Genomic DNA, 19,873 nt, shown 5'->3' on the forward strand with positions numbered 1-19,873 from the left:
TAAGTTACCAACAGAGTTATCCACAGCTTGTTCCGGTCAAGGATGATCAAATGTATCCGATAAACAGCAGCGAAATTTCCCCGTCAGAACTGGAAGCTCGACTACGCTTGCACAGGCTGCCGGAACTGGGTTCCAAGCGTTTTCGTGTGTTGCTCGAAGCCTTCGGCTCTGCCTCAAAAGCCATCAGCGCCCCTGCCAGTGCATGGCGTTCCCTCGGGTTGCCTGCCGTCAGCGCCGATGCCCGCCGCAGCCCTGAAATACGTGACGGTGCCAGTGAGGCATTGGCGTGGTTGGCGCAGCCGGCCCAGCATTTGCTGATGTGGGACCAACCTGATTACCCGGCACTCCTCGCCCAGATCGACGATGCCCCGCCGCTATTGTTCGTCGCCGGTGACCCAAAAATCCTGGAAAAACCGCAGTTGGCCATGGTGGGCAGTCGCCGTGCGTCGCGACCCGGCATGGACACCGCAGCGGCCTTTTCCCGCAGCTTGGCGAGCGCCGGTTTTGTCATCACCAGTGGTCTTGCTTTGGGTATAGACGGCGCGGCGCACCAGGCAGCGCTGGATGTCGGCGGCCAGACAATCGGCGTGCTCGGTACCGGGCTTGAAAACTTTTATCCACAGCGCCACCGACAGCTCGCAGCCACGATGATTGCCCAGGGCAGCGCGGTGGTTTCCGAGTTTCCGTTGGACGCCTCGCCACAAGCTGGCAACTTCCCCCGGCGCAACCGGATCATCAGTGGCCTGTCGCTGGGCGTGCTGGTGGTGGAGGCCAGCATGGCCAGTGGCTCGCTGATCACCGCGCGGCTGGCGGCCGAGCAAGGGCGCGAGGTGTACGCGATCCCGGGCTCCATCCATCACCCTGGCGCCAAGGGCTGCCATCAATTGATCCGCGATGGCGCGACGCTGGTGGAATCCATTGAGCACATTCTGGAAGGGTTACGTGGCTGGCAGGCGCTGTCCCGTCCGGCACCCATGCCGGTCACTCATCCGCTGGTGGCGTTGCTGCACGCCGCGCCTCACACCAGTGAAGGCTTGGCCATTGCCAGCGGGCGGCCGTTGTCCCAGGTGCTGGCAACCCTCACCGAGCTTGAGCTCGAAGGCCAGGTGATCTGCGAAAGCGGGCGCTGGCTTGCGCGCTGCTAGGTTTTGTAAAGAAGATCGGTAAACTGCGCAGAGCTTTAGTCCGGAGAGTGAGTAATGGTCAACAGGTGGCGTGTGCTGGAAACCGCACGGGAAATTCGCGCAGGCGCGGTGATTGCCTACCCGACCGAAGCGGTCTGGGGCCTCGGCTGCGATCCGTGGAACGAAGAAGCGGTGGACCGGCTGCTGGCGATCAAGAATCGGTCGGTGGACAAGGGCCTGATCTTGGTGGCGGACAATATTCGCCAGTTCGATTTTCTCTTTGAAGACTTCCCGGACATCTGGATCGAGCGCATGGCCAGCACCTGGCCTGGGCCCAATACCTGGCTGGTGCCCCATCAGGACTTGCTGCCTGAGTGGGTAACGGGTGTGCATGACACGGTGGCGTTGCGGGTGACTGATCATCCGCTGGTGCGGGATCTGTGCTCGCTGGTGGGGCCGCTGATTTCCACCTCGGCCAACCCGCAAGGGCGCCCGGCTGCGCGTACGCGGCTTCGCGTGGAGCAATACTTCCGTGGCCAGGTAGATCGGGTATTGGGCGGCGCCCTGGGTGGGCGCAAGAACCCGAGCCTGATTCGCGATTTGGCAACGGGTGAGGTGGTGCGGCCTTCCTGAGACCGCGGTGCGGCCATCGCGGGCAAGCCGGCTCCACACTCGACCGCGTTCCTTCAGTTGATATGCGATCAAAATGTGGGAGCCGGGCTTGCCCGCGATGAGGCCCTTACAACCTCAAAAGATCTACCGCCTTACGGCAACAAAATGGTCGACCCCGTCGTCCGCCGCCCCGACAGCTCAGTCTGCGCCTTCGCCGCGTCCGCCAGCGAAAACCGCTGGTTGATATCAATGCGCACCTTGCCGCTCTTGATCATCGAGAACAAATCATCCGCCATCGCCTGCAAGTCTTTCGGGTTGCTGGCGTAAGTCGCCAAGGTCGGCCGGGTGACATACAGCGAGCCCTTCGCCGCCAGAATCCCCAGGTTCACCCCATCCACCGCGCCCGACGCATTACCAAAACTCACCACCAGCCCACGTGGCGCCACGCTGTCGAGCGAGGTCAGCCAGGTGTCCTTGCCGACGCCGTCGTACACCACCGGGACTTTTTTGCCGTCGGTCAATTCAAGTACGCGTTGTGCGACGTTTTCCTTGCTGTAGTCGATCGTTTCCCAGGCGCCGAGGGATTTGGCCAAGGCGGCCTTTTCCGGTGAACTCACGGTGCCGATCAACTTCACGCCCAAGGCCTTGGCCCATTGGCAGGCCAGTGAACCCACACCACCGGCAGCAGCGTGGAACAGAATGGTTTCGCCGCCCTTCAATTCGTAGGTTTGACGCAGCAGGTACTGCACGGTCAGGCCTTTGAGCATCGCACCGGCAGCCTGTTCGAAGCTGATGTCGTCCGGCAGGTGCACCAGGTTGGCGGCGGGCAGCACGTGCAATTCGCTGTAGGCGCCCAGCGGGCCGCTGCCGTAGGCCACACGGTCGCCGACTTTGAATTGCGTGACCTCGCTGCCCACGGCATCGACCACACCGGCGCCCTCTGCGCCCAGGCCCGATGGCAGGGCCGGCGGCGCGTAAAGGCCGCTACGGAAGTAGGTATCGATAAAGTTCAGGCCAATGGCTTTATTGCGCACACGAACCTGCTGCGGGCCAGGCGCTGCCGGCGTGTAGTCCACATACTCAAGCACTTCGGGGCCGCCATGGGCGCTGAACTGGATACGTTTGGCCATCTGCACTTCTCCTGAGGTCGAATTCGCGTAGCCCTCTATCCCACTCCTATGCTTGATCTTCGTCAACTGCGGCGCACCTAAGTGCAGTGCCACGTAAGTGCAGTGGTATCCTGTGCGCCCATTTGCCGCCGACGCCGCATGGCCTCGCGTAGCTTTGCCCGATTCAAGGTGATGCCATGACTACCCGCACCGAGGCTGTTAAAGCCTACCTGCTCGACCTGCAAGACCGTATTTGCAGCGCCCTGGAAACCTTCGAGACGGACACTCGCTTTATCGAAGACGCCTGGACCCGGCCTGCCGGTGGCGGCGGTCGCACCCGTGTGATCGAAAACGGTACGGTCATCGAAAAAGGCGGCGTTAACTTTTCCCACGTGTTCGGCAGCGGTCTCCCACCGTCCGCCAGCGCGCATCGCCCTGAGTTGGCCGGTCGCGGGTTTGAAGCCTTGGGCGTGTCGTTGGTGATCCACCCGCACAACCCGCATGTGCCGACGTCCCACGCCAATGTGCGCTTTTTCATCGCCGAAAAAGAAGGCGAAGAACCGGTGTGGTGGTTCGGCGGCGGCTTCGACCTCACGCCCTACTACGGCAACGAGGAAGACTGCATCCACTGGCACCGCGTTGCCGAGCAGGCCTGTGCGCGGTTCGGCCCGGACGTGTACTCGCGCTACAAAGCCTGGTGCGATACGTACTTCCATATCAAACACCGTAACGAACCGCGCGGCATCGGCGGCCTGTTCTTCGACGATTTGAACGAGTGGGACTTCGACACCTGCTTCGCCTTCATCCGCGCCATCGGCGATGCGTACATCGACGCCTACCTGCCGATCGTGCAGCGCCGCAAGGCCCTGGCTTACACCGAACAGCAGCGCCAGTTCCAGGAGTTCCGCCGAGGGCGCTACGTCGAATTCAACCTGGTCTACGACCGTGGCACCCTGTTCGGCCTGCAGTCGGGCGGGCGCACCGAGTCGATCCTGATGTCGCTGCCGCCGCAAGTGCGCTGGAGCTATGACTGGAAGGCCGAGGCCGGTAGCGAAGAAGCGCGTCTCACCGATTACTTCCTGCAAGACCGCGACTGGCTCGGCCTCGCCGCGCCCAAGGCGGCCGTCTGATGGACCGTTATGTGGTGTTCGGCAACCCTATCGGCCACAGCAAGTCGCCGTTGATTCATCGCATGTTCGCCGAGCAAACCGGCGAGCAACTGGACTACAGCATCTTGCTCGCGCCTTTGGAGGATTTCACCGGCTGTGCCCGTGAGTTTTTTCAGCAAGGCCGTGGCGCCAATGTCACGGTGCCCTTCAAGGAAGACGCCTACCGCTTGGCCAACAGCCTGACTGAACGTGCCCAGCGCGCCGGGGCGGTGAACACCCTGAGCAAGCTGGCCGACGGCACCCTGCTGGGTGACAACACCGACGGCGCCGGTCTGGTGCGCGACCTGAAAGTGAACGCCGGGCTGAACCTGCACGGCCAGCGCATCCTGTTGCTCGGTGCTGGCGGCGCGGTGCGTGGGGCGTTGGAGCCCTTGCTGGCCGAGCAGCCTGCCGCGCTGATCATCGCCAACCGCACGGTGGAAAAGGCCGAGTTGCTTGCCGGGCTGTTTGACGATCTGGGCGCTGTGTCAGCCAGCGGTTTCGACTGGCTGCGTGAGCCGGTGGACCTGATCATCAATGCCACGTCCGCGAGTCTGTCAGGCGATGTACCGCCGATTGCCAGCAGCCTGATCGAGCCGGGCAAGACCTTTTGCTACGACATGATGTACGCCAAGGAACCCACCGCGTTCTGCCGTTGGGCGACAGAGCATGGCGCAGCCGTGGCGATGGATGGTCTGGGCATGCTCGTGGAGCAGGCGGCGGAAGCGTTCTTCCTGTGGCGCGGCGTGCGCCCGGATTCGGCGCCGGTGTTGGCTGAGCTACGCCGCCAGTTGGCGTAACACAACGCCAACGTGGGCACGGTCAAACTGTGGGAGCTGGCTTGCCTGCGATGCAGACGACTCGGTCGGTCAGTTAGACCGAGGTGATCCTATCGCAGTCAAGCCAGCTCCCACAGTTTCAACCGCATTCAGTCTTCGAAATGGATGGGGCAGTTGTCGGCCCCTTCGAGTTTTTTCAGCTCTTCCACTACCTGCGGCCGGGCCCTACGCAACGTCAAACTACGCCCCGTTCCCCGCAACCGCCGTGCCTCCTGGTGCAGCATCTCCACCCCGGAATAGTCGATAAAGTTGATCTGCTGCGCCTCGATCACCACCCGCTCACCCTGCAAGCTCTGCAGGCGCACTTGCAGGTAATGGCTGGCGCCAAAAAAGATCGAACCCCCCACCCGCAATACATCTTCATCACCGTCGCGCCACTGCTGAACACGCGGTTGCGAAGTGCGTTTGAGGTAGAAAAACAGCGACGCCAGCACCCCGGCGTAAATCGCCGTTTGCAGCTCCAGCAGCAAGGTGGCCACGCACGTCAGGCTCATCACCACAAATTCTGCGCGGCTCACGCGAAACAGCGCGCGGATGCCGCGATGATCCACCAGGCCCCAGCAAATCAGCAGGATGCTCGCGGCCATGCTGGGGATTGGTATGTGCGCGATCAACGCCGCCCCAAATACGGCAAACAACGCCACCCAGCCGGCGGAAAACACGCCTGCCAACGGTGAGCAAGCGCCCGCCTCGTAGCTGAGGCCGGAGCGGGTAAAGGAACCGGCCGACAAGTAACCGGAGAAAAATCCGCCGACGATATTGGATAAGCCCTGCGCGCGGACTTCTTGATTGGCGTCGAGCAGTTGCTGAGAACGCGCCGACAGCGAGCGCGCAATCGACAAGCTGGTCACCAACCCGAGCATGCCCACCGCCACCGCGCTCGGCAGCAGGCGCAGGAGCATGTCCAGGTCCATCGGCAATGGGCTGAACGGCGGCAGTGTGCCCACAAACGAACTGACCCGCGCCACATGCCCGAACATCGACGGCCACAGCCACGCCACCAGGCTGCCCAAGGCCAGGGCGATCAACAGTGTTGGCCAACGTGGCACCAGGTACTTGAGCAGCGCGCCCACCAGCAAAGTGCCCAGACCCAAGGCGAGGGAGGCGTGGTCCCATTCGCCACTGTGATTGATGAGCGCCAGCAGGCTTTTGATCGCTGTGGCTTGGCTGGGCAGATCCAACCCCAGCAGGTTGGGCAACTGCCCCAAGGCGATCACCACGGCAGCGCCGAGGGTGAACCCCAGCACCACCGAATGAGAGACGAAATTGACCAGCGCGCCGAAGCGCAGCATGCCCAGCAGCCACTGGAAAACGCCAGCGAGGACGGTCAGCAGCAGGATCAGCGTGATGTAGTCCTGCGACCCTGGCACAGCCAAAGGGCTGATGCTGGCGTAGAGCACGATGGAGATGGCGGCGGTAGGGCCGCAGATCAGGTGCCAGGAGGAACCCCAGAGGCAGGCGATCAATACCGGGATGATGGCGGCGTACAAGCCGTATTCGGGTGGGAGACCGGCGATCAGCGCGTAGGCAATCGACTGCGGCAGCGCGAGCACGGCACCGCTTAAGCCAACCATCGCGTCCCGGCCGACGCTGGCGCGGGTTTGGCGCGGGAGCCAGGCGAGGAAGGGAAAGAGTGTATGGCGGTTGGGCCGGGGCATGAAAGGCTCGGTTCGAAAGGTTTGCATCAGGGTATCAGCACATACAGTCCCCCGTGGGAGCTGGCTTGCCTGCGATAGCATCACCTCTGTCTAACTGACAGACCGAGTTGTCTGCATCGCAGGCAAGCCAGCTCCCACAAAAGCCAGTTCCCAAAAAGGATCGATTTCGGGGGTTAGAGCTTGGCTTTTACGGCGGCCAACGCATCCTGGCCATCCACGGTTTTTACCCCATCCAGCCACTTGTCCAACACCGCCGGATTGGCCTTGATCCAGGCCTTCGCCGCATCAGCATTGCTGACTTTTTTATTCACCACCTCAGCCATGATGCTGTTCTCCATCTCCTGGGTAAAACTCAGGTTGGTCAGCAGTTTTCCGACATTCGGGCAGGCTTGCGCATAGCCCTTGCGGGTCAAGGTATAAACACTGCCGGTGTCACCGAAGTACTTCTCGCCGCCCTTGAGGTAATGCATGTTCAACTGCACGTTCATCGGGTGCGGCGTCCAGCCGAGGAAGGTCACGAACTTCTGTTTTTTAACGGCCCGCGACACTTCGGCCAGCATCGCCTGTTCACTCGACTCGATCAGCTTCCACTGACCGAGGTCGAAGTCGTTCTTCTTGATGATCTCCTGCAGCGAAATATTGGCCGGCGCGCCGGAGCCGATGCCGTAGATCTTCTTGTCGAACTTGTCGGCAAATTTGTTCAAGTCGGCAAAGTCATGCACCCCGGCGTCCCACACGTAGTCCGGCACGGCAAGGGTGAATTCGGTGCCGTCGAGGTTTTTCGCCAGTTGCACCACATCGCCATTGGCCACGAACTTGTCATAGAAGCCCTGCTGCGCCGGCATCCAATTGCCCAGGAACACGTCCACCTGGCCGTCCTTGAGCCCGCCAAAGGTGATCGGCACCGCCAGGGTGTCGACCTTGGCCTTGTAGCCCATGCCGTTCAACAGGAAACCGGTGATGGCATTGGTGGCGGCGATATCGCTCCAGCCTGGATCGGCCATCTTCACCGTGTCGCAGCTAGCGTCCGCGTACGCATTGGCGCTACTGAGCGCCAACATGCCCAGCACTACAGTCAACTTTTGCATGGCCTTCCCTCTGTCTATTTATTGGTTTTGGCAGGGTTGTGGGTAACGTGCCTTGCGCTCCAGGTCGTCGAGGTCGATATGGTTGCGCATGTATTGCTGACTGGCGTCCACCAGTGGCTGGTGATCCCAGCTCTTCAGCTTGCCTTGGGTCAGCGCCTCAAAGACCAGGCGGCGACGGCGTTGGCTGGCGAGCACCTGCTGATGGATCGCCGGGATGTCCCATTTGGCCCGCGCCTCACTCAAAAACGCCTCGAACAGTGGCCGGTGTTCCGGTGACTGGCTGAGGTTTTCCCGCTCGTGCGGGTCGTTGTGCACATCGAACAGTAGACAAGGATCGTCCTCGCTGTAGATGAACTTGTACGCGCCACGGCGAATCATCATCAGCGGGCTGATGGTGCCTTCGGCCATGTATTCGCCAAACACTTCGTCGTGCCCGCCCTGCCCCTGCAAGTGCGGGACCAGCGAGCGACCGTCCAGCGGCAAGCGTGGGTCCAGCTCGCCGCCGGCCAGCTCCACCAGCGTCGGCAACAGGTCGGCCGTGGAAACCGCTTTGGTCACGCGGCCCGCCGCGAATTGCCCCGGTGCACTGACCAGCAGCGGCACGCGGGCGGCCATTTCAAACCAGTGCATTTTGTACCAGAGGCCGCGCTCGCCGAGCATGTCGCCGTGGTCGCCGGAGAAGATGATGATCGTGTCATCGGCAAGGCCGGTGTCTTCCAGGGTTTGCAGGAGTTTGCCGACGTTGCTGTCGATGTAGCTGCACGCGCCAAAATAGGCGCGGCGCGCATCACGGATCTTGTTCAGCGGCAGCGGCTTGTCCCACAGGTCGTAGACCTTGAGCAGGCGCTGCGAATGCGGGTCGAGGTCGGCCTGGGCCGGCGTCGTAGGCAATGGGATGTCGCTGTCGTCGTACAGGTCCCAAAACGGTTTGGGAATGGTGTACGGGTCGTGTGGGTGAGTCATCGACACGGTCAGGCAGAACGGCTGGTCACCCTCATTGCGGATATGATCGAACAAATATTGCTGGGCCTTGAACACCACCTCTTCGTCGAAATCCAGCTGGTTGGTGCGCACGCACGGGCCGGCTTGCAGCACCGATGCCATGTTGTGATACCAGGTGGGGCGCACGTCCGGCTCATCCCAGTTCACCGCCCAGCCATAGTCGGCGGGGTAAATGTCGCTGGTCAGGCGTTCTTCATAGCCGTGCAACTGGTCAGGGCCGCAGAAGTGCATCTTGCCCGACAGCGCGGTGCGGTAGCCGAGGCGGCGCAGGTAGTGGGCATAGGTCGGCACATCGCCAGGGAAGTCTGCTGCGTTGTCGTAGGCGCCGATCTTGCTCGGCAACTGGCCGCTGACCAGCGTGAACCGCGACGGCGCGCACAGCGGGCTGTTGCAATAGGCGGCGTCGAACACCACACCCTGTTCGGCGAGGCGGCTCAGGTTTGGCAGTTTGATCGGGGAAGGTCCGTAGAACGGAAGCAGCGGCGCGGCCATTTGATCGGCCATGATGAAAAGAATGTTCTTGCGCTTCATGAGTCTTCAGCATTCCATAGGCGGTGTTTATGCGAATGAGCATGCGGCCCATGGAAAATGGGGTAAAGCCCATGAAAAGCAATGTCTAGGATAAGCACAGCTTATGTATGAAGCCCTTGGCGACCTTTCCCTCGACCTGCTGCGCGCATTCGAGGCGGCGGCACGCCACCGCAGCTTTACCGCTGCCGCCGTGGAACTGGGTACCACCCAGCCGGCCATCAGCCAGCAGATCAAACGCCTCGAAGAACAGCTTGGGCTGCGTTTGTTTGATCGCATCTACCGTGGCATTGAGCTGACCGACGCTGGCGCGCTGTTGTTTGAGCATGCGCAGGGCGGTTTGCAGGCCATCAACCAAGGCCTGAGCGCGATCACCCAGCAAGACCAGCATGAAGTGCTGCAAGTGGCCACCGACTTTGCCTTCGCCGCCTACTGGCTGATGCCGCGCCTGCACCGCTTTCACCAGGCCAACCCGCAGGTAGACGTGAGCCTGGTCACCAGCGAACGCAACCATGCCACCTTGCGCAGCGATATCGACGTGGCGGTGTTGTTTGGCGATGGCCGTTTCAAACAGGGTGACAGCCTCTGGCTGTTCAACGAGGAAGTGTTCCCGGTGTGCAGCCCGCAATGGCTCAAGGATCAGGCCACGCCGCTGACCGTGCAGACGCTGCCGGACTGTCCGCTGCTGCACCTGCGCCAGGAAAACAACAGCCAGTGGTTCGACTGGAGCGGCGTATTTCGCGAGCTGGGCATTACCACCGCGCCCACACCCGGCCAACTGCGCTTCGACAACTACACCCTGTTGATCCAGGCCGCGATTGCCGGCCAGGGCGTGGCCATCGGCTGGCGCCACTTGGTGGATAACCTGCTGGAGCAGAACTGGCTGTGCCGGCCGATCAGCGACACGGTGATCTCACGCTTCGGTTATTACGTGGTGCAGCCCCAGCGCAAACGCCGGGGGCAGTTGGTCGAGCGCTTTGTCGACTGGCTGGTGGCCGAGCAAGCCAGCAGCGCACAGTCGCTGACCGGGCTGGCCCTGCCGTCGATTGCGGTCTAGGATCGGCGCATATTAGATCCGGATTTTGCCATGCAACGTATCAAGGGCTACCACGCTCACATCTACTTCGACGCCAGCACGATCGACCAGGCGCGCCAGCTCTGCGAGGACGCGGCCAAGCTGTTTCCGTTGCGCATGGGCCGCGTGCATGAACGCCCGGTGGGCCCGCACCCGGACTGGAGTTGCCAGCTGGCGTTCGAGCCGGGATACATCGGTGTGGTGTTGCCATGGCTGGCTTTGCATCGCGAGGGGCTGGTGGTGTTCCTGCACCCTGATACCGGCGATGACCTGAAGGATCACACCGATTACGCGATCTGGATGGGCGCGATGCGCGAGCTGGACCTGTCTATTTTTTAACCAGTGCGTATAAAAATCCCATCCCCTTGTGCAAAGGCGATGGGATTTTTTATGGCTTAACCCAATATATGGGACTGTTATTTATATATTGAGATATCGCCAGTCATAGGTTTATATTCGCCCATCTGCTTTTTTCAGCACCCACTCATTTCAGGTGAAGCGATGCAGGCGCAATTGATCGCGCTCGACTGGGGGACCAGCTCCCTTCGTGCTTATAAACTCGGCCCGGCCGGCAAGGTGCTCGACCAGCGCGCACTGGCGTTCGGCATCATGCACCTGCCCAGCGAACCCCGTGACATTGCCGGCGTGCGTTGCAGCGATGGCTTCGAGTTGGCGTTCGACGCGGCCTGCGGCGACTGGCTCGACGCCCAGCCCGACTTGCCGGTGATCGCCTGCGGCATGGTGGGCAGTGCCCAGGGCTGGAGTGAGGCGGCGTATCGCAATACGCCGGTCGATGTCGCAAGCCTCGGCCAGGCGCTGCACAGCGTGCGCAGCTTGCGCGGCGTGGCGGTGCATATCGTGCCCGGCGTGATCGAACAGGTGGGCTTGCCCAATGTGATGCGCGGCGAAGAAACCCAGGTGCTGGGCGTGCTGCAAGGCCTCGCGGCCGAGGTATTGATCGGCCTGCCGGGCAGCCATTCCAAATGGGTTGAGGTGGTGGAGGGCTGCATCACGCACTTCGACACCTTCATGACCGGCGAACTGTTCGCCGTGCTGAGCCAGCACAGCATTCTCGGCCGTACGCAAAAAACCTCCGACCACTTCCAGACCGAGGCCTTTGATCGCGGCGTGCAAGTGGCACTCTCCAACGACGGCCAGCGTGGCGTGCTCTCGACATTGTTCAGCGCCCGCACACTCGGGTTGACCGCCGAACTGGCTCCCGACCAGCAACCGGATTACCTGTCCGGCTTGCTGATCGGGCATGAACTCGCCGGTTTACCGGCCCCTGCAAAACATAAGCCTATCGTCCTGGTCGGCACCGCAGCGCTCTGCGCCCGTTACCAGCGCGCCCTCGCCCTCTGCGGCTTCGCCCACGTCAGCCTGGCGCAAGCGGCCACCGAACGCGGCCTGTGGCAATTGGCCGTGGCGGCCGGGCTCACTCAACCGGTCCTGGAGGCCTGACATGTTCAAGCAAGCACTCGCACACAACGGTTTGATCGCAATCCTGCGCGGTGTACGACCGCACGAAGCTGAAGCGATCGGCCAAGTGCTCTATCAGGCCGGCTTTCGCGTGATCGAAGTTCCGCTCAATTCGCCGGACCCTTACACCAGCATCCGCACGCTGCGCGACAGCCTGCCCGCCGATTGCCTGATCGGCGCCGGCACCGTGTTGACGCCCGAGCAGGTCGAGCACGTCAAAGCCGCCGGTGGCCAAGTGATCGTCATGCCCCACAGCGATGCCAAGGTGCTACGCGCCGCGAAAGCGGCGGGCTTGTACCTGTCGCCGGGTGTGGCCACGCCCACCGAAGCCTTCGCCGCGTTGGCCGAAGGCGCCGACGTACTGAAGCTGTTCCCGGCCGAGCAAATGGGCCCGGCCGTGATCAAGGCGTGGTTGGCGGTATTGCCGGCGGGCACATTGCTGCTGCCGGTCGGCGGCGTGACCCCGGACAACATGCAGGTGTATTTCGACGCAGGCGCCAAGGGCTTCGGCCTGGGGTCCGGGTTGTTCAAGCCGGGCATGTCTGTGGATCAAGTGGCGAGCAGTGCCCAGGCGTATGTCGCCGCCTGGAATGCGCTGAATTGATGGCCTGAAAAGAACGCAAGTTTTGCGCCCTCGGCGCTGCATCGACAAGAGAGATAAGAAGATGAAAATCACCAAACTGACCACCTTCATCGTCCCGCCGCGCTGGTGCTTCCTCAAGGTCGAAACCGACCAGGGCGTGACCGGCTGGGGTGAACCTGTGGTCGAGGGCCGCGCGCACACGGTGGCGGCGGCTGTCGAAGAACTTTCCGACTACCTGATCGGCAAAGACCCACGCAATATCGAAGACATCTGGACGGTGCTCTATCGCGGCGGCTTCTACCGAGGCGGTGCCGTGCACATGAGCGCCCTCGCCGGTATCGACCAGGCGCTGTGGGATATCAAGGGCAAGGCGCTCGGTGTGTCGGTCAGCGACCTGTTGGGCGGCCAGGTGCGCGACAAGATTCGCGTGTATTCATGGATCGGCGGCGACCGCCCCGCCGATACGGCGCGTGCCGCCAAAGAGGCCGTGGCCCGTGGCTTCACTGCCGTGAAAATGAACGGCACCGAGGAGCTGCAGTTTGTCGACAGTTTCGAAAAAGTCGACCTGGCCCTGGCCAACGTTGCCGCCGTGCGCGATGCGGTGGGCCCGAACGTCGGCATTGGCGTCGACTTCCATGGCCGGGTGCACAAGCCCATGGCCAAGGTGCTGATGAAAGAACTCGACCCTTACAAACTGATGTTTATCGAAGAGCCGGTGCTCAGCGAAAACTACGAAGCGCTCAAAGAACTGGCGCCGTTGACCAGCACGCCGATTGCGCTGGGCGAGCGGCTGTTCTCACGGTGGGACTTCAAGCGCGTGCTCAGCGAAGGTTACGTCGACATCATCCAGCCGGACGCCTCCCACGCCGGCGGCATCACCGAAACCCGCAAGATCGCCAACATGGCCGAAGCCTACGACGTGGCCCTGGCCCTGCACTGCCCGCTGGGCCCGATTGCATTGGCGGCCTGTCTGCAACTGGACGCGGTTTGCTACAACGCGTTTATCCAGGAGCAAAGCCTGGGCATTCACTACAACGAGAGCAACGACCTGCTCGACTATGTGCGCGACCCGGGCGTGTTCGACTATGACAAAGGCTTTGTGAAGATCCCCAACGGGCCAGGCCTGGGCATCGAGATCAACGAGGAATACGTGATCGAGCGCGCGGCTATCGGCCACCGCTGGCGCAACCCGATCTGGCGGCATGCCGACGGCAGCTTTGCCGAGTGGTGATCAGCCCCTGACGAAATCGGACACAAAATGTGGGAGGGGGCTTGCCCCCGATAGCGGTGTATCAGTTGATGCATTCGGTGACTGGCACTCCTCATCGGGGGCAAGCCCCCTCCTACCTTTGGTCCAGTAAGACCTGTCCTCAATAAACATAAGAAGAGGCAACCCCCATGCACCCTGAATCCTTCACCGGGCAGGCTTCTCTCGTCACGCCCAGCAGAAAGCGTTTCTTCATCATGGTGCTGCTGTTTATCACCGTGGTGATCAACTACCTCGACCGCAGCAACCTGTCGATTGCCGCCCCGGCGCTGACCAGCGAGCTGGGCATCGACCCGGTGCATGTCGGGCTGATCTTCTCGGCGTTCGGCTGGACCTACGCCGCCATGCAGATCCCCGGCGGCTGGCTGGTGGACCGGGTGCCGCCACGCATTCTCTACACCGTGGCCTTGCTGCTGTGGTCGATTGCCACCGTGATGCTTGGTTTTGCCGCCAGCTTTATCGCGCTGTTTGTGCTGCGCATGGCGGTCGGCGCGCTGGAAGCGCCGGCCTATCCGATCAACAGTCGCGTGGTCACCACTTGGTTTCCCGAGCGCGAGCGGGCCACGGCGATTGGCGTTTATACCTCCGGGCAGTTCGTGGGGCTGGCGTTTCTCACGCCGGTACTGGCCTGGCTGCAACACGCGTTCGGCTGGCACATGGTGTTTGTCGCCACCGGTGGCGTGGGCATTGTGTGGGCGTTGATCTGGTACGCCGTGTACCGCGAGCCGAAGGACTTCAAAGGCGCCAATGCGGCTGAAATCGAGCTGATCCGCGAAGGCGGCGGGCTGGTGGATATGCAGGCCAAGGCGGTCAAGGCGCCATTCAGTTGGGTCGACCTCGGGATCGTGCTGAGCAAGCGCAAGCTGTGGGGCATCTACCTGGGGCAGTTTTGCCTGAACTCCACGTTGTGGTTTTTTCTGACGTGGTTCCCGACCTACCTGGTGAAATATCGCGGCATGGACTTCATCAAGTCGGGCTTGCTGGCATCGCTGCCGTTTCTGGCGGCGTTTGTGGGTGTGCTGTGTTCGGGGCTGTTTTCTGACTGGCTGATTCGCCGGGGCACGTCGGTAGGCTTTGCGCGCAAGTTGCCGATTATTGGCGGGCTGCTGATTTCCACGGCGATCATTGGCGCCAACTATGTGGATTCGACGACGTGGGTGATTGCGTTTCTGGCGGTGGCGTTCTTTGGGAATGGCCTGGCGTCGATCACCTGGTCGCTGGTGTCGACCTTGGCGCCTGCGCGGCTGCTGGGGTTGACCGGCGGGGTGTTTAACTTTATCGGTAACTTGTCGGCGATTACGACGCCAATTGTGATTGGCTTTTTGGCCAGCGGGGATTCGTTTGCGCCGGCGATTACCTACATTGCGGTGCTGGCGCTGTTGGGCGCGCTGTCCTATGTGTTGCTTGTAGGCAAAGTCGAACGTATAGAACTGAAGGAATAGCCTGTGGCGAGCGACCCCTGTGGCGAGCGGGCTTGCCCCGCGTTGGGCTGCGCAGCAGCCCCATCAAGGCTACTGCGGTCTTTCAGGGAAACCCGCGTTATCCGGTTTTGGGGGCGCTTCGCACCCCAACGCGGGGCAAGCCCGCTCGCCACAGGTTAGTGTTAGTGCGAGGGATTAGTTAAGTACGCCGTCCAGAATCTCGTAGACGATGCCTGTGCCGACTGCAATCAAGACCACGTCCGGGCCGGAACGGCGCCATTCATAACCCGGGTAAACCGGCAGGCGTGCCAGGGCGCGGTTGTCCAGGCGTTCGCCGTAGTAGCCGCGTGGCAGTGGCTGGCCGCGGACCAGGCGTACATTCGGTGGCGGCGGTGCGCCACGGGCGAACTGGCCGTGGTTGTCGTGGATGATCTGCCGCACCGGGCCGAAGTCCTGAGGCGGGCCACGACGGTTGTTCTGCGGGCCACGATGGTCATCGCCGCGTTGCTCGTGCTGGCCTTGCGGGCCGCCACGGCCAGGGCCAGGACCATTGTCATCGCCCCGTTGGTCAGGTGGCGCGGCCTGCACCAAGGCACTCGCGCCGAGCATCAGCACGCCGAGACCAGCGATCAAGCGTTTAGGCATTTTCATGGGGTGTTTCCTCAGTACTGCACGAACAAAAAAGGGATTTCGAACCGGGTTCGAAATCCCTTGGTCTTGTCAGTTTAGGTACTGATTCGACAGTATGATTCCTCTGTATCAGGAACTTTACCTACTGCTACACGGCGTTTACTTACGGGCGTTGCGAACGCCTTCCGACAGCGCCGCGCACAAGGTCAACACGCCATCAATCGCCTGCTGATCATTTTTGGCAGTGGCGATGTGATCAATCAGCGCCGAACCGACCACCACACCGTCTGCCAGGCGCGCGATAGCGGCTGCCTGTTCCGGCGTGCGGATACCAAAGCCGATGCTGATCGGCAGGTCGGTATGCCGACGCAGGCGAGTCACGGCTTCTTCAACGTGCTCCAGGGTGGCCGCCCCGGCACCGGTCACACCGGCCACCGACACGTAGTACACAAAGCCGGAGCTGCCATTGAGCACGGTCGGCAGGCGTACGTCATCGGTGGTTGGCGTGGTCAGGCGGATAAAGTCGATGCCTGCTGCCTGGGCCGGGTCGCACAGCTCGCCGTTATGCTCAGGCGGCATGTCGACCACGATCAGGCCGTCTACGCCGGCTTCCTTGGCGTCGCTGATGAACTGCGGCACGCCATATTTGTGGATCGGGTTGAAGTAGCCCATCAACACCAGCGGCGTGTCGTTGTTGTCTTTGCGGAACTCGCGAACCATTTGCAGGGTTTTCGCCAGGTTCTGCTTGGCTTCCAGCGCGCGGATGTTAGCCAGTTGAATCGCCGGGCCGTCGGCCATCGGGTCGGTGAAGGGCATGCCCAGCTCGATCACGTCGGCGCCAGCTGCCGGCAAGCCTTTGAGGATCGCCAGCGAGGTGTCATAACCCGGGTCGCCGGCGGTGACGAAGGTCACCAGGGCGGCGCGGTTTTGTTCTTTGAGTTGCGCAAAACGGGTTTGCAGGCGGCTCATCAGTGTTTCTCCTGCTTCGACTGTTGCATATGGTGCATCACGGTTTGCATGTCTTTGTCGCCACGGCCGGAAAGGTTGACCACCATCAGGTGATCTTTCGGCAGGTTCGGTGCGCGTTTGAACACTTCAGCCAAGGCGTGGGCGCTTTCCAGTGCAGGAATAATCCCTTCCAGGCGGCAGCATGTGTGGAACGCATCGAGGGCTTCGTCGTCGGTCACCGAGGTGTACTGGACGCGGCCGATGTCATGCAACCAGGCGTGTTCAGGGCCGATGCCCGGGTAGTCGAGGCCGGCGGAAATCGAGTGGGCGTCAATGATCTGGCCGTCGTCATCCTGCAGCAGGAAGGTGCGGTTGCCGTGCAGTACGCCGGGCACGCCGCCGTTGAGGCTGGCGGCATGTTTGCCGGTTTCGATGCCGTGGCCGGCCGCTTCAACGCCGATGATCTCGACGCTGGTGTCATCCAGGAACGGGTGGAACAGGCCCATGGCGTTGGAACCGCCGCCGATGCACGCCACCAGGCTGTCCGGCAGGCGGCCTTCCTGGGCTTGCAGTTGGTCGCGGGTTTCTTTGCCGATCACGGCCTGGAAGTCGCGCACCATCGCCGGGTAGGGGTGTGGGCCGGCGACGGTGCCGATCAGGTAGAAGGTATCGTCGACGTTGGTCACCCAGTCACGCAGGGCTTCGTTCATCGCATCTTTGAGGGTGCCGGTGCCGGCGACCACCGGGATCACTTCGGCGCCCAGCAGCTTCATGCGGAACACGTTGGCCTGCTGGCGCTCGATGTCGGTGGTGCCCATGTAGATCACGCAGTCGAGGCCAAAACGCGCGGCCACGGTGGCGGTGGCCACGCCGTGCATGCCGGCGCCGGTCTCGGCGATGATGCGTTTCTTGCCCATGCGCCGCGCCAGCAGGATCTGGCCGATGCAGTTGTTGATCTTGTGCGCGCCAGTGTGGTTGAGCTCTTCGCGCTTGAGGTAAATCTTGGCGCCGCCGCAGAATTCAGTCAGGCGCTCAGCGAAATACAGCGGGCTTGGACGTCCGACGTAGTCGCGTTGGAAGTAGGCTAATTCTTCGTTGAATGCCGGATCGATCTTGGCGGCTTCGTATTCGCGGGCCAGGTCGAGGATCAACGGCATCAGGGTTTCAGCGACGTAGCGGCCGCCGAACGCGCCAAACAAGCCGTTGGCGTCTGGGCCGTTGCGTAGATCGGTCTGGGACTGAGTCATGGGGCGCTCCGGTAAAGAATGTGAGGAGAGGCAATGAGGCCCACTCTACCCCTGACACGCTACGCTGAAAACCGATAAGATCGCCGCAACCTGTCAGGAAAACTCACAGATGAGCCGAGACCTACCACCCCTCAATGCCTTGCGTGCATTTGAAGCCACCGCCCGGCTCAACAGCGTTAGCCAGGCTGCCGAGCAGCTCCATGTGACCCACGGCGCCGTCAGCCGCCAGTTGAAGGTGCTCGAAGAGCATTTGGGTGTCAGCCTGTTCGCCAAAGAGGGACGCGGCCTTAAACTCACAGATGCCGGCGTTCGGCTACGCGATGCCAGCGCAGAGGCGTTCGAACGTTTGAGGGATGTGTGTGCCGAGCTGACCCAGGCCAGCGCCGATGCGCCGTTCGTGCTGGGCTGCTCGGGCAGTTTGTTGGCGCGCTGGTTGATCCCGCGCCTGGGCCGCTTGAACGCCGACCTGCCGGACTTGCGCCTGCACCTGTCAGCAGGTGACGGCGATCTTGACCCCAGGCGTCCCGGCCTCGACGCCCTGTTGGTGTTCGCTGAGCCGCCGTGGCCGGCGGACATGCAGGTATACGAGTTGGCCAGCGAGCGCATTGGCCCGGTGATGAGCCCGCGCTTTGCCGGTTACGAGCGTTTGCGCCAGGCCCCGGCGCAAGCCTTGTGTGGCGAAGCCTTGTTGCACACCACCTCGCGCCCGCAAGCCTGGCCTAGTTGGGCGCAGCAATACGGCATTGCACCCGGCGCGTTGAAACACGGCCAGGGGTTTGAGCATTTGTATTATTTGCTGGAGGCAGCGGTGGCAGGGCTTGGGGTGGCAATTGCGCCAGAACCGCTGGTGGCAGAGGACCTGCGCGCGGGTCGCCTGGTGGCGCCATGGGGTTTCAGCGAAACCCCGGCGCACCTGGCGCTGTGGCTACCCAAGCGCGCCGCAGACGGGCGCGCGGGTCAACTGGCGCAGTGGCTCAAGGCAGAGCTGTTGCGCCAGCCGGTGTAGCCGGTATTTCAGTCGCCACGTTTGCACAGCAGGTAAGCCGCCAGCAGACCCAGCGCGCCAACGGCGACGCCGGCGGTAGTCCATGGGTGCTCTTGTGCGTAGTCCCGGGTTGCAACACCGGTTTCGCGGATTTTGACTTTGCTTTCTTCGTAGGCATCGCTGATCAGATGACGGGAGTGCTTGAGGGCATTCTCGGCATTGCTTTTCAGGGCCTTCAGCGTTTTGCGCGACTCGTCGGACGCATCGTCCTTAAGGCTCTCAAGGGACTTGAGAAGGCTCGAAATCTCGGCTTCCATGCTTTCCAGCGACGCTTTGCGTAAAGAAGTGTTGGCCATGTGGACTCTCCTGAAGTGATTGAGTGGCATGTGTAGATACCGACTCCAGCGTTTTCAGAAAGTGCAGTAAATCTGAACTTTTGAGTGGGAATAGTCGCCAGAAGCAGTACGAACATTGACTGCTACGCTCACTAAAGACCTCAGGAGAAACGCCATGTCTGATCATCACACGTACAAGAAAGTCGAATTGGTGGGTTCGTCGGCCACCAGCATCGAAGACGCCATCAACAATGCCATCGCCGAAGCGAACAAAAGCATCAAGCACCTGGAATGGTTCGAAGTGACTGAAACCCGTGGTCACATCAAGGACGGCAAGGCTGCGCACTTCCAGGTCACGCTCAAGGTGGGGTTCCGAATCGCCAGTAGTTGATCACGTCGGTTGAACTTTGCCGACTGGCCGATTGCCATAACCTGCGCTACAACCAATGGGTGCCGATGCGAAAGCATCGGCACGCTCTTTTCGATCAGCGCAAGGAAAGTAACGGATGAAGAAGTTCCTGTTAGCGGTAGGTTTGTTGAGCATTGCGGGCACAGCCCTGGCGGCGGGCAAGCCTTGTGAAGAGCTGAAAAGCGAAATCGCAGCGAAAATCGACGCCAAGGGCGCCTCGGGTTACTCGCTGGAGGTGGTAGACAAAGGCGCGGCACCCAGCGACCACACAGTCGTCGGTAGCTGCGAAGCCGGCACCAAGGAAATCGTCTACAAGCGCGGTTAACCCCTTGCTCCAGACATAAAAAACGACGCACAGGTGCGTCGTTTTTTTTGTCTGCGGATGT

At 61.7% G+C, this 19,873-nt stretch carries 21 protein-coding genes; 13 read left to right on the forward strand and 8 right to left on the reverse strand.

What is annotated here, in order from left to right; all coding sequences use genetic code 11:
- Positions 1–50: 50 nt before the first annotated feature.
- Entirely contained in the window at positions 51–1,145 is a 1,095-nt protein-coding gene (gene dprA, locus NTD89_RS07050; RefSeq protein WP_262206836.1) for a DNA-processing protein DprA, read from the forward strand.
- Positions 1,146–1,199: 54 nt separating this feature from the next.
- Complete coding sequence (locus NTD89_RS07055) at positions 1,200–1,757, forward strand: L-threonylcarbamoyladenylate synthase (RefSeq protein ID WP_145158442.1); 558 nt, start codon at positions 1,200–1,202, stop codon at positions 1,755–1,757.
- A 131-nt stretch (positions 1,758–1,888) separates the two neighbouring features.
- Here NTD89_RS07055 and NTD89_RS07060 read toward each other — a convergent pair whose 3' ends face one another.
- Entirely contained in the window at positions 1,889–2,866 is a 978-nt protein-coding gene (locus NTD89_RS07060) for an NADPH:quinone reductase (protein ID WP_262206837.1), read from the reverse strand.
- Between the two features lie 176 nt (positions 2,867–3,042).
- Here NTD89_RS07060 and hemF point away from each other — a divergent pair, with 176 nt between their 5' ends.
- Both hemF and aroE read left to right on the forward strand, forming a co-directional pair.
- Positions 3,043–3,975, forward strand: coding sequence for an oxygen-dependent coproporphyrinogen oxidase (hemF, locus tag NTD89_RS07065; protein WP_145158446.1), 933 nt, complete (start codon positions 3,043–3,045; stop codon positions 3,973–3,975).
- Entirely contained in the window at positions 3,975–4,793 is an 819-nt protein-coding gene (gene aroE, locus NTD89_RS07070; protein ID WP_262206838.1) for a shikimate dehydrogenase, read from the forward strand. The genes hemF and aroE overlap by 1 nt, the downstream gene beginning before the upstream one ends.
- Before the next feature lie 128 nt (positions 4,794–4,921).
- On the opposite strand, the gene NTD89_RS07075 is transcribed toward aroE, so the two are convergent.
- The 3 genes from NTD89_RS07075 to betC all read right to left on the reverse strand — a co-directional run bounded on the left by NTD89_RS07075 (position 4,922) and on the right by betC (position 9,111).
- A complete protein-coding gene (locus tag NTD89_RS07075) occupies positions 4,922–6,490 on the reverse strand; it encodes a SulP family inorganic anion transporter (protein ID WP_262206839.1) in 1,569 nt (522 codons plus the stop codon).
- A gap of 173 nt (positions 6,491–6,663) precedes the next feature.
- Positions 6,664–7,578, reverse strand: coding sequence for a choline ABC transporter substrate-binding protein (gene choX, locus NTD89_RS07080; protein ID WP_262206840.1), 915 nt, complete (start codon positions 7,576–7,578; stop codon positions 6,664–6,666).
- Between the two features lie 18 nt (positions 7,579–7,596).
- The gene (gene betC, locus NTD89_RS07085; RefSeq protein ID WP_262206841.1) at positions 7,597–9,111 is read right to left on the reverse strand and encodes a choline-sulfatase; all 1,515 of its coding nucleotides are present in this window, start codon (positions 9,109–9,111) and stop codon (positions 7,597–7,599) included.
- Positions 9,112–9,214: 103 nt separating this feature from the next.
- On the opposite strand from betC, the gene NTD89_RS07090 reads away from it, so the two are divergent.
- From NTD89_RS07090 to NTD89_RS07115, 6 genes are all read left to right on the forward strand, one after another.
- On the forward strand, positions 9,215–10,165 hold the full coding sequence (locus tag NTD89_RS07090) for a choline sulfate utilization transcriptional regulator (RefSeq protein WP_262206842.1): 951 nt from the start codon (positions 9,215–9,217) through the stop codon (positions 10,163–10,165).
- Positions 10,166–10,195: 30 nt separating this feature from the next.
- Positions 10,196–10,522: a DOPA 4,5-dioxygenase family protein gene (locus tag NTD89_RS07095; RefSeq protein ID WP_262206843.1), complete on the forward strand. Its 327-nt coding sequence runs from the start codon at positions 10,196–10,198 to the stop codon at positions 10,520–10,522.
- Between the two features lie 162 nt (positions 10,523–10,684).
- Positions 10,685–11,644, forward strand: coding sequence for a 2-dehydro-3-deoxygalactonokinase (locus NTD89_RS07100; protein WP_262206844.1), 960 nt, complete (start codon positions 10,685–10,687; stop codon positions 11,642–11,644).
- Between the two features lies 1 nt (position 11,645).
- Positions 11,646–12,266 carry a 2-dehydro-3-deoxy-6-phosphogalactonate aldolase gene (locus NTD89_RS07105; protein ID WP_262206845.1) on the forward strand — a complete coding sequence of 207 codons (621 nt, stop codon included), beginning with the start codon at positions 11,646–11,648 and terminating at the stop codon, positions 12,264–12,266.
- A 61-nt stretch (positions 12,267–12,327) separates the two neighbouring features.
- Positions 12,328–13,476 (forward strand): galactonate dehydratase, encoded by a 1,149-nt coding sequence (dgoD, locus tag NTD89_RS07110; protein ID WP_017137927.1) that lies wholly within the window; start codon positions 12,328–12,330, stop codon positions 13,474–13,476.
- 167 nt (positions 13,477–13,643) lie between these two features.
- Positions 13,644–14,954, forward strand: a complete 1,311-nt coding sequence (locus NTD89_RS07115) for an MFS transporter (protein ID WP_106575998.1) — start codon at positions 13,644–13,646, stop codon at positions 14,952–14,954.
- Positions 14,955–15,128: 174 nt separating this feature from the next.
- Here the strand turns inward: NTD89_RS07115 and NTD89_RS07120 are convergent, their stop codons facing one another.
- The 3 genes from NTD89_RS07120 to trpB form a co-directional block, all read right to left on the reverse strand.
- On the reverse strand, positions 15,129–15,584 hold the full coding sequence (locus NTD89_RS07120) for an RcnB family protein (protein WP_262206846.1): 456 nt from the start codon (positions 15,582–15,584) through the stop codon (positions 15,129–15,131).
- 138 nt (positions 15,585–15,722) lie between these two features.
- On the reverse strand, positions 15,723–16,532 hold the full coding sequence (gene trpA / locus NTD89_RS07125) for a tryptophan synthase subunit alpha (RefSeq protein WP_119741286.1): 810 nt from the start codon (positions 16,530–16,532) through the stop codon (positions 15,723–15,725).
- Positions 16,532–17,758: a tryptophan synthase subunit beta gene (gene trpB, locus NTD89_RS07130; RefSeq protein WP_262206847.1), complete on the reverse strand. Its 1,227-nt coding sequence runs from the start codon at positions 17,756–17,758 to the stop codon at positions 16,532–16,534. Before trpB ends, trpA begins: the two co-directional genes overlap by 1 nt.
- Before the next feature lie 109 nt (positions 17,759–17,867).
- Here trpB and NTD89_RS07135 point away from each other — a divergent pair, with 109 nt between their 5' ends.
- On the forward strand, positions 17,868–18,764 hold the full coding sequence (locus NTD89_RS07135; RefSeq protein WP_145158470.1) for a LysR family transcriptional regulator: 897 nt from the start codon (positions 17,868–17,870) through the stop codon (positions 18,762–18,764).
- Between the two features lie 8 nt (positions 18,765–18,772).
- Here the strand turns inward: NTD89_RS07135 and NTD89_RS07140 are convergent, their stop codons facing one another.
- Positions 18,773–19,099 carry a YqjD family protein gene (locus NTD89_RS07140; RefSeq protein ID WP_003170746.1) on the reverse strand — a complete coding sequence of 109 codons (327 nt, stop codon included), beginning with the start codon at positions 19,097–19,099 and terminating at the stop codon, positions 18,773–18,775.
- A 154-nt stretch (positions 19,100–19,253) separates the two neighbouring features.
- On the opposite strand from NTD89_RS07140, the gene NTD89_RS07145 reads away from it, so the two are divergent.
- Positions 19,254–19,469, forward strand: a complete 216-nt coding sequence (locus NTD89_RS07145) for a dodecin (RefSeq protein WP_145158472.1) — start codon at positions 19,254–19,256, stop codon at positions 19,467–19,469.
- 115 nt (positions 19,470–19,584) lie between these two features.
- The gene (locus tag NTD89_RS07150; RefSeq protein ID WP_145158474.1) at positions 19,585–19,812 is read left to right on the forward strand and encodes a DUF1161 domain-containing protein; all 228 of its coding nucleotides are present in this window, start codon (positions 19,585–19,587) and stop codon (positions 19,810–19,812) included.
- The last annotated feature ends 61 nt before the right edge of the window (positions 19,813–19,873 follow it).

Source organism: Pseudomonas sp. 14P_5.3_Bac1 (genome assembly GCF_025466135.1).
Classification (GTDB): Bacteria; Pseudomonadota; Gammaproteobacteria; order Pseudomonadales; family Pseudomonadaceae; genus Aquipseudomonas.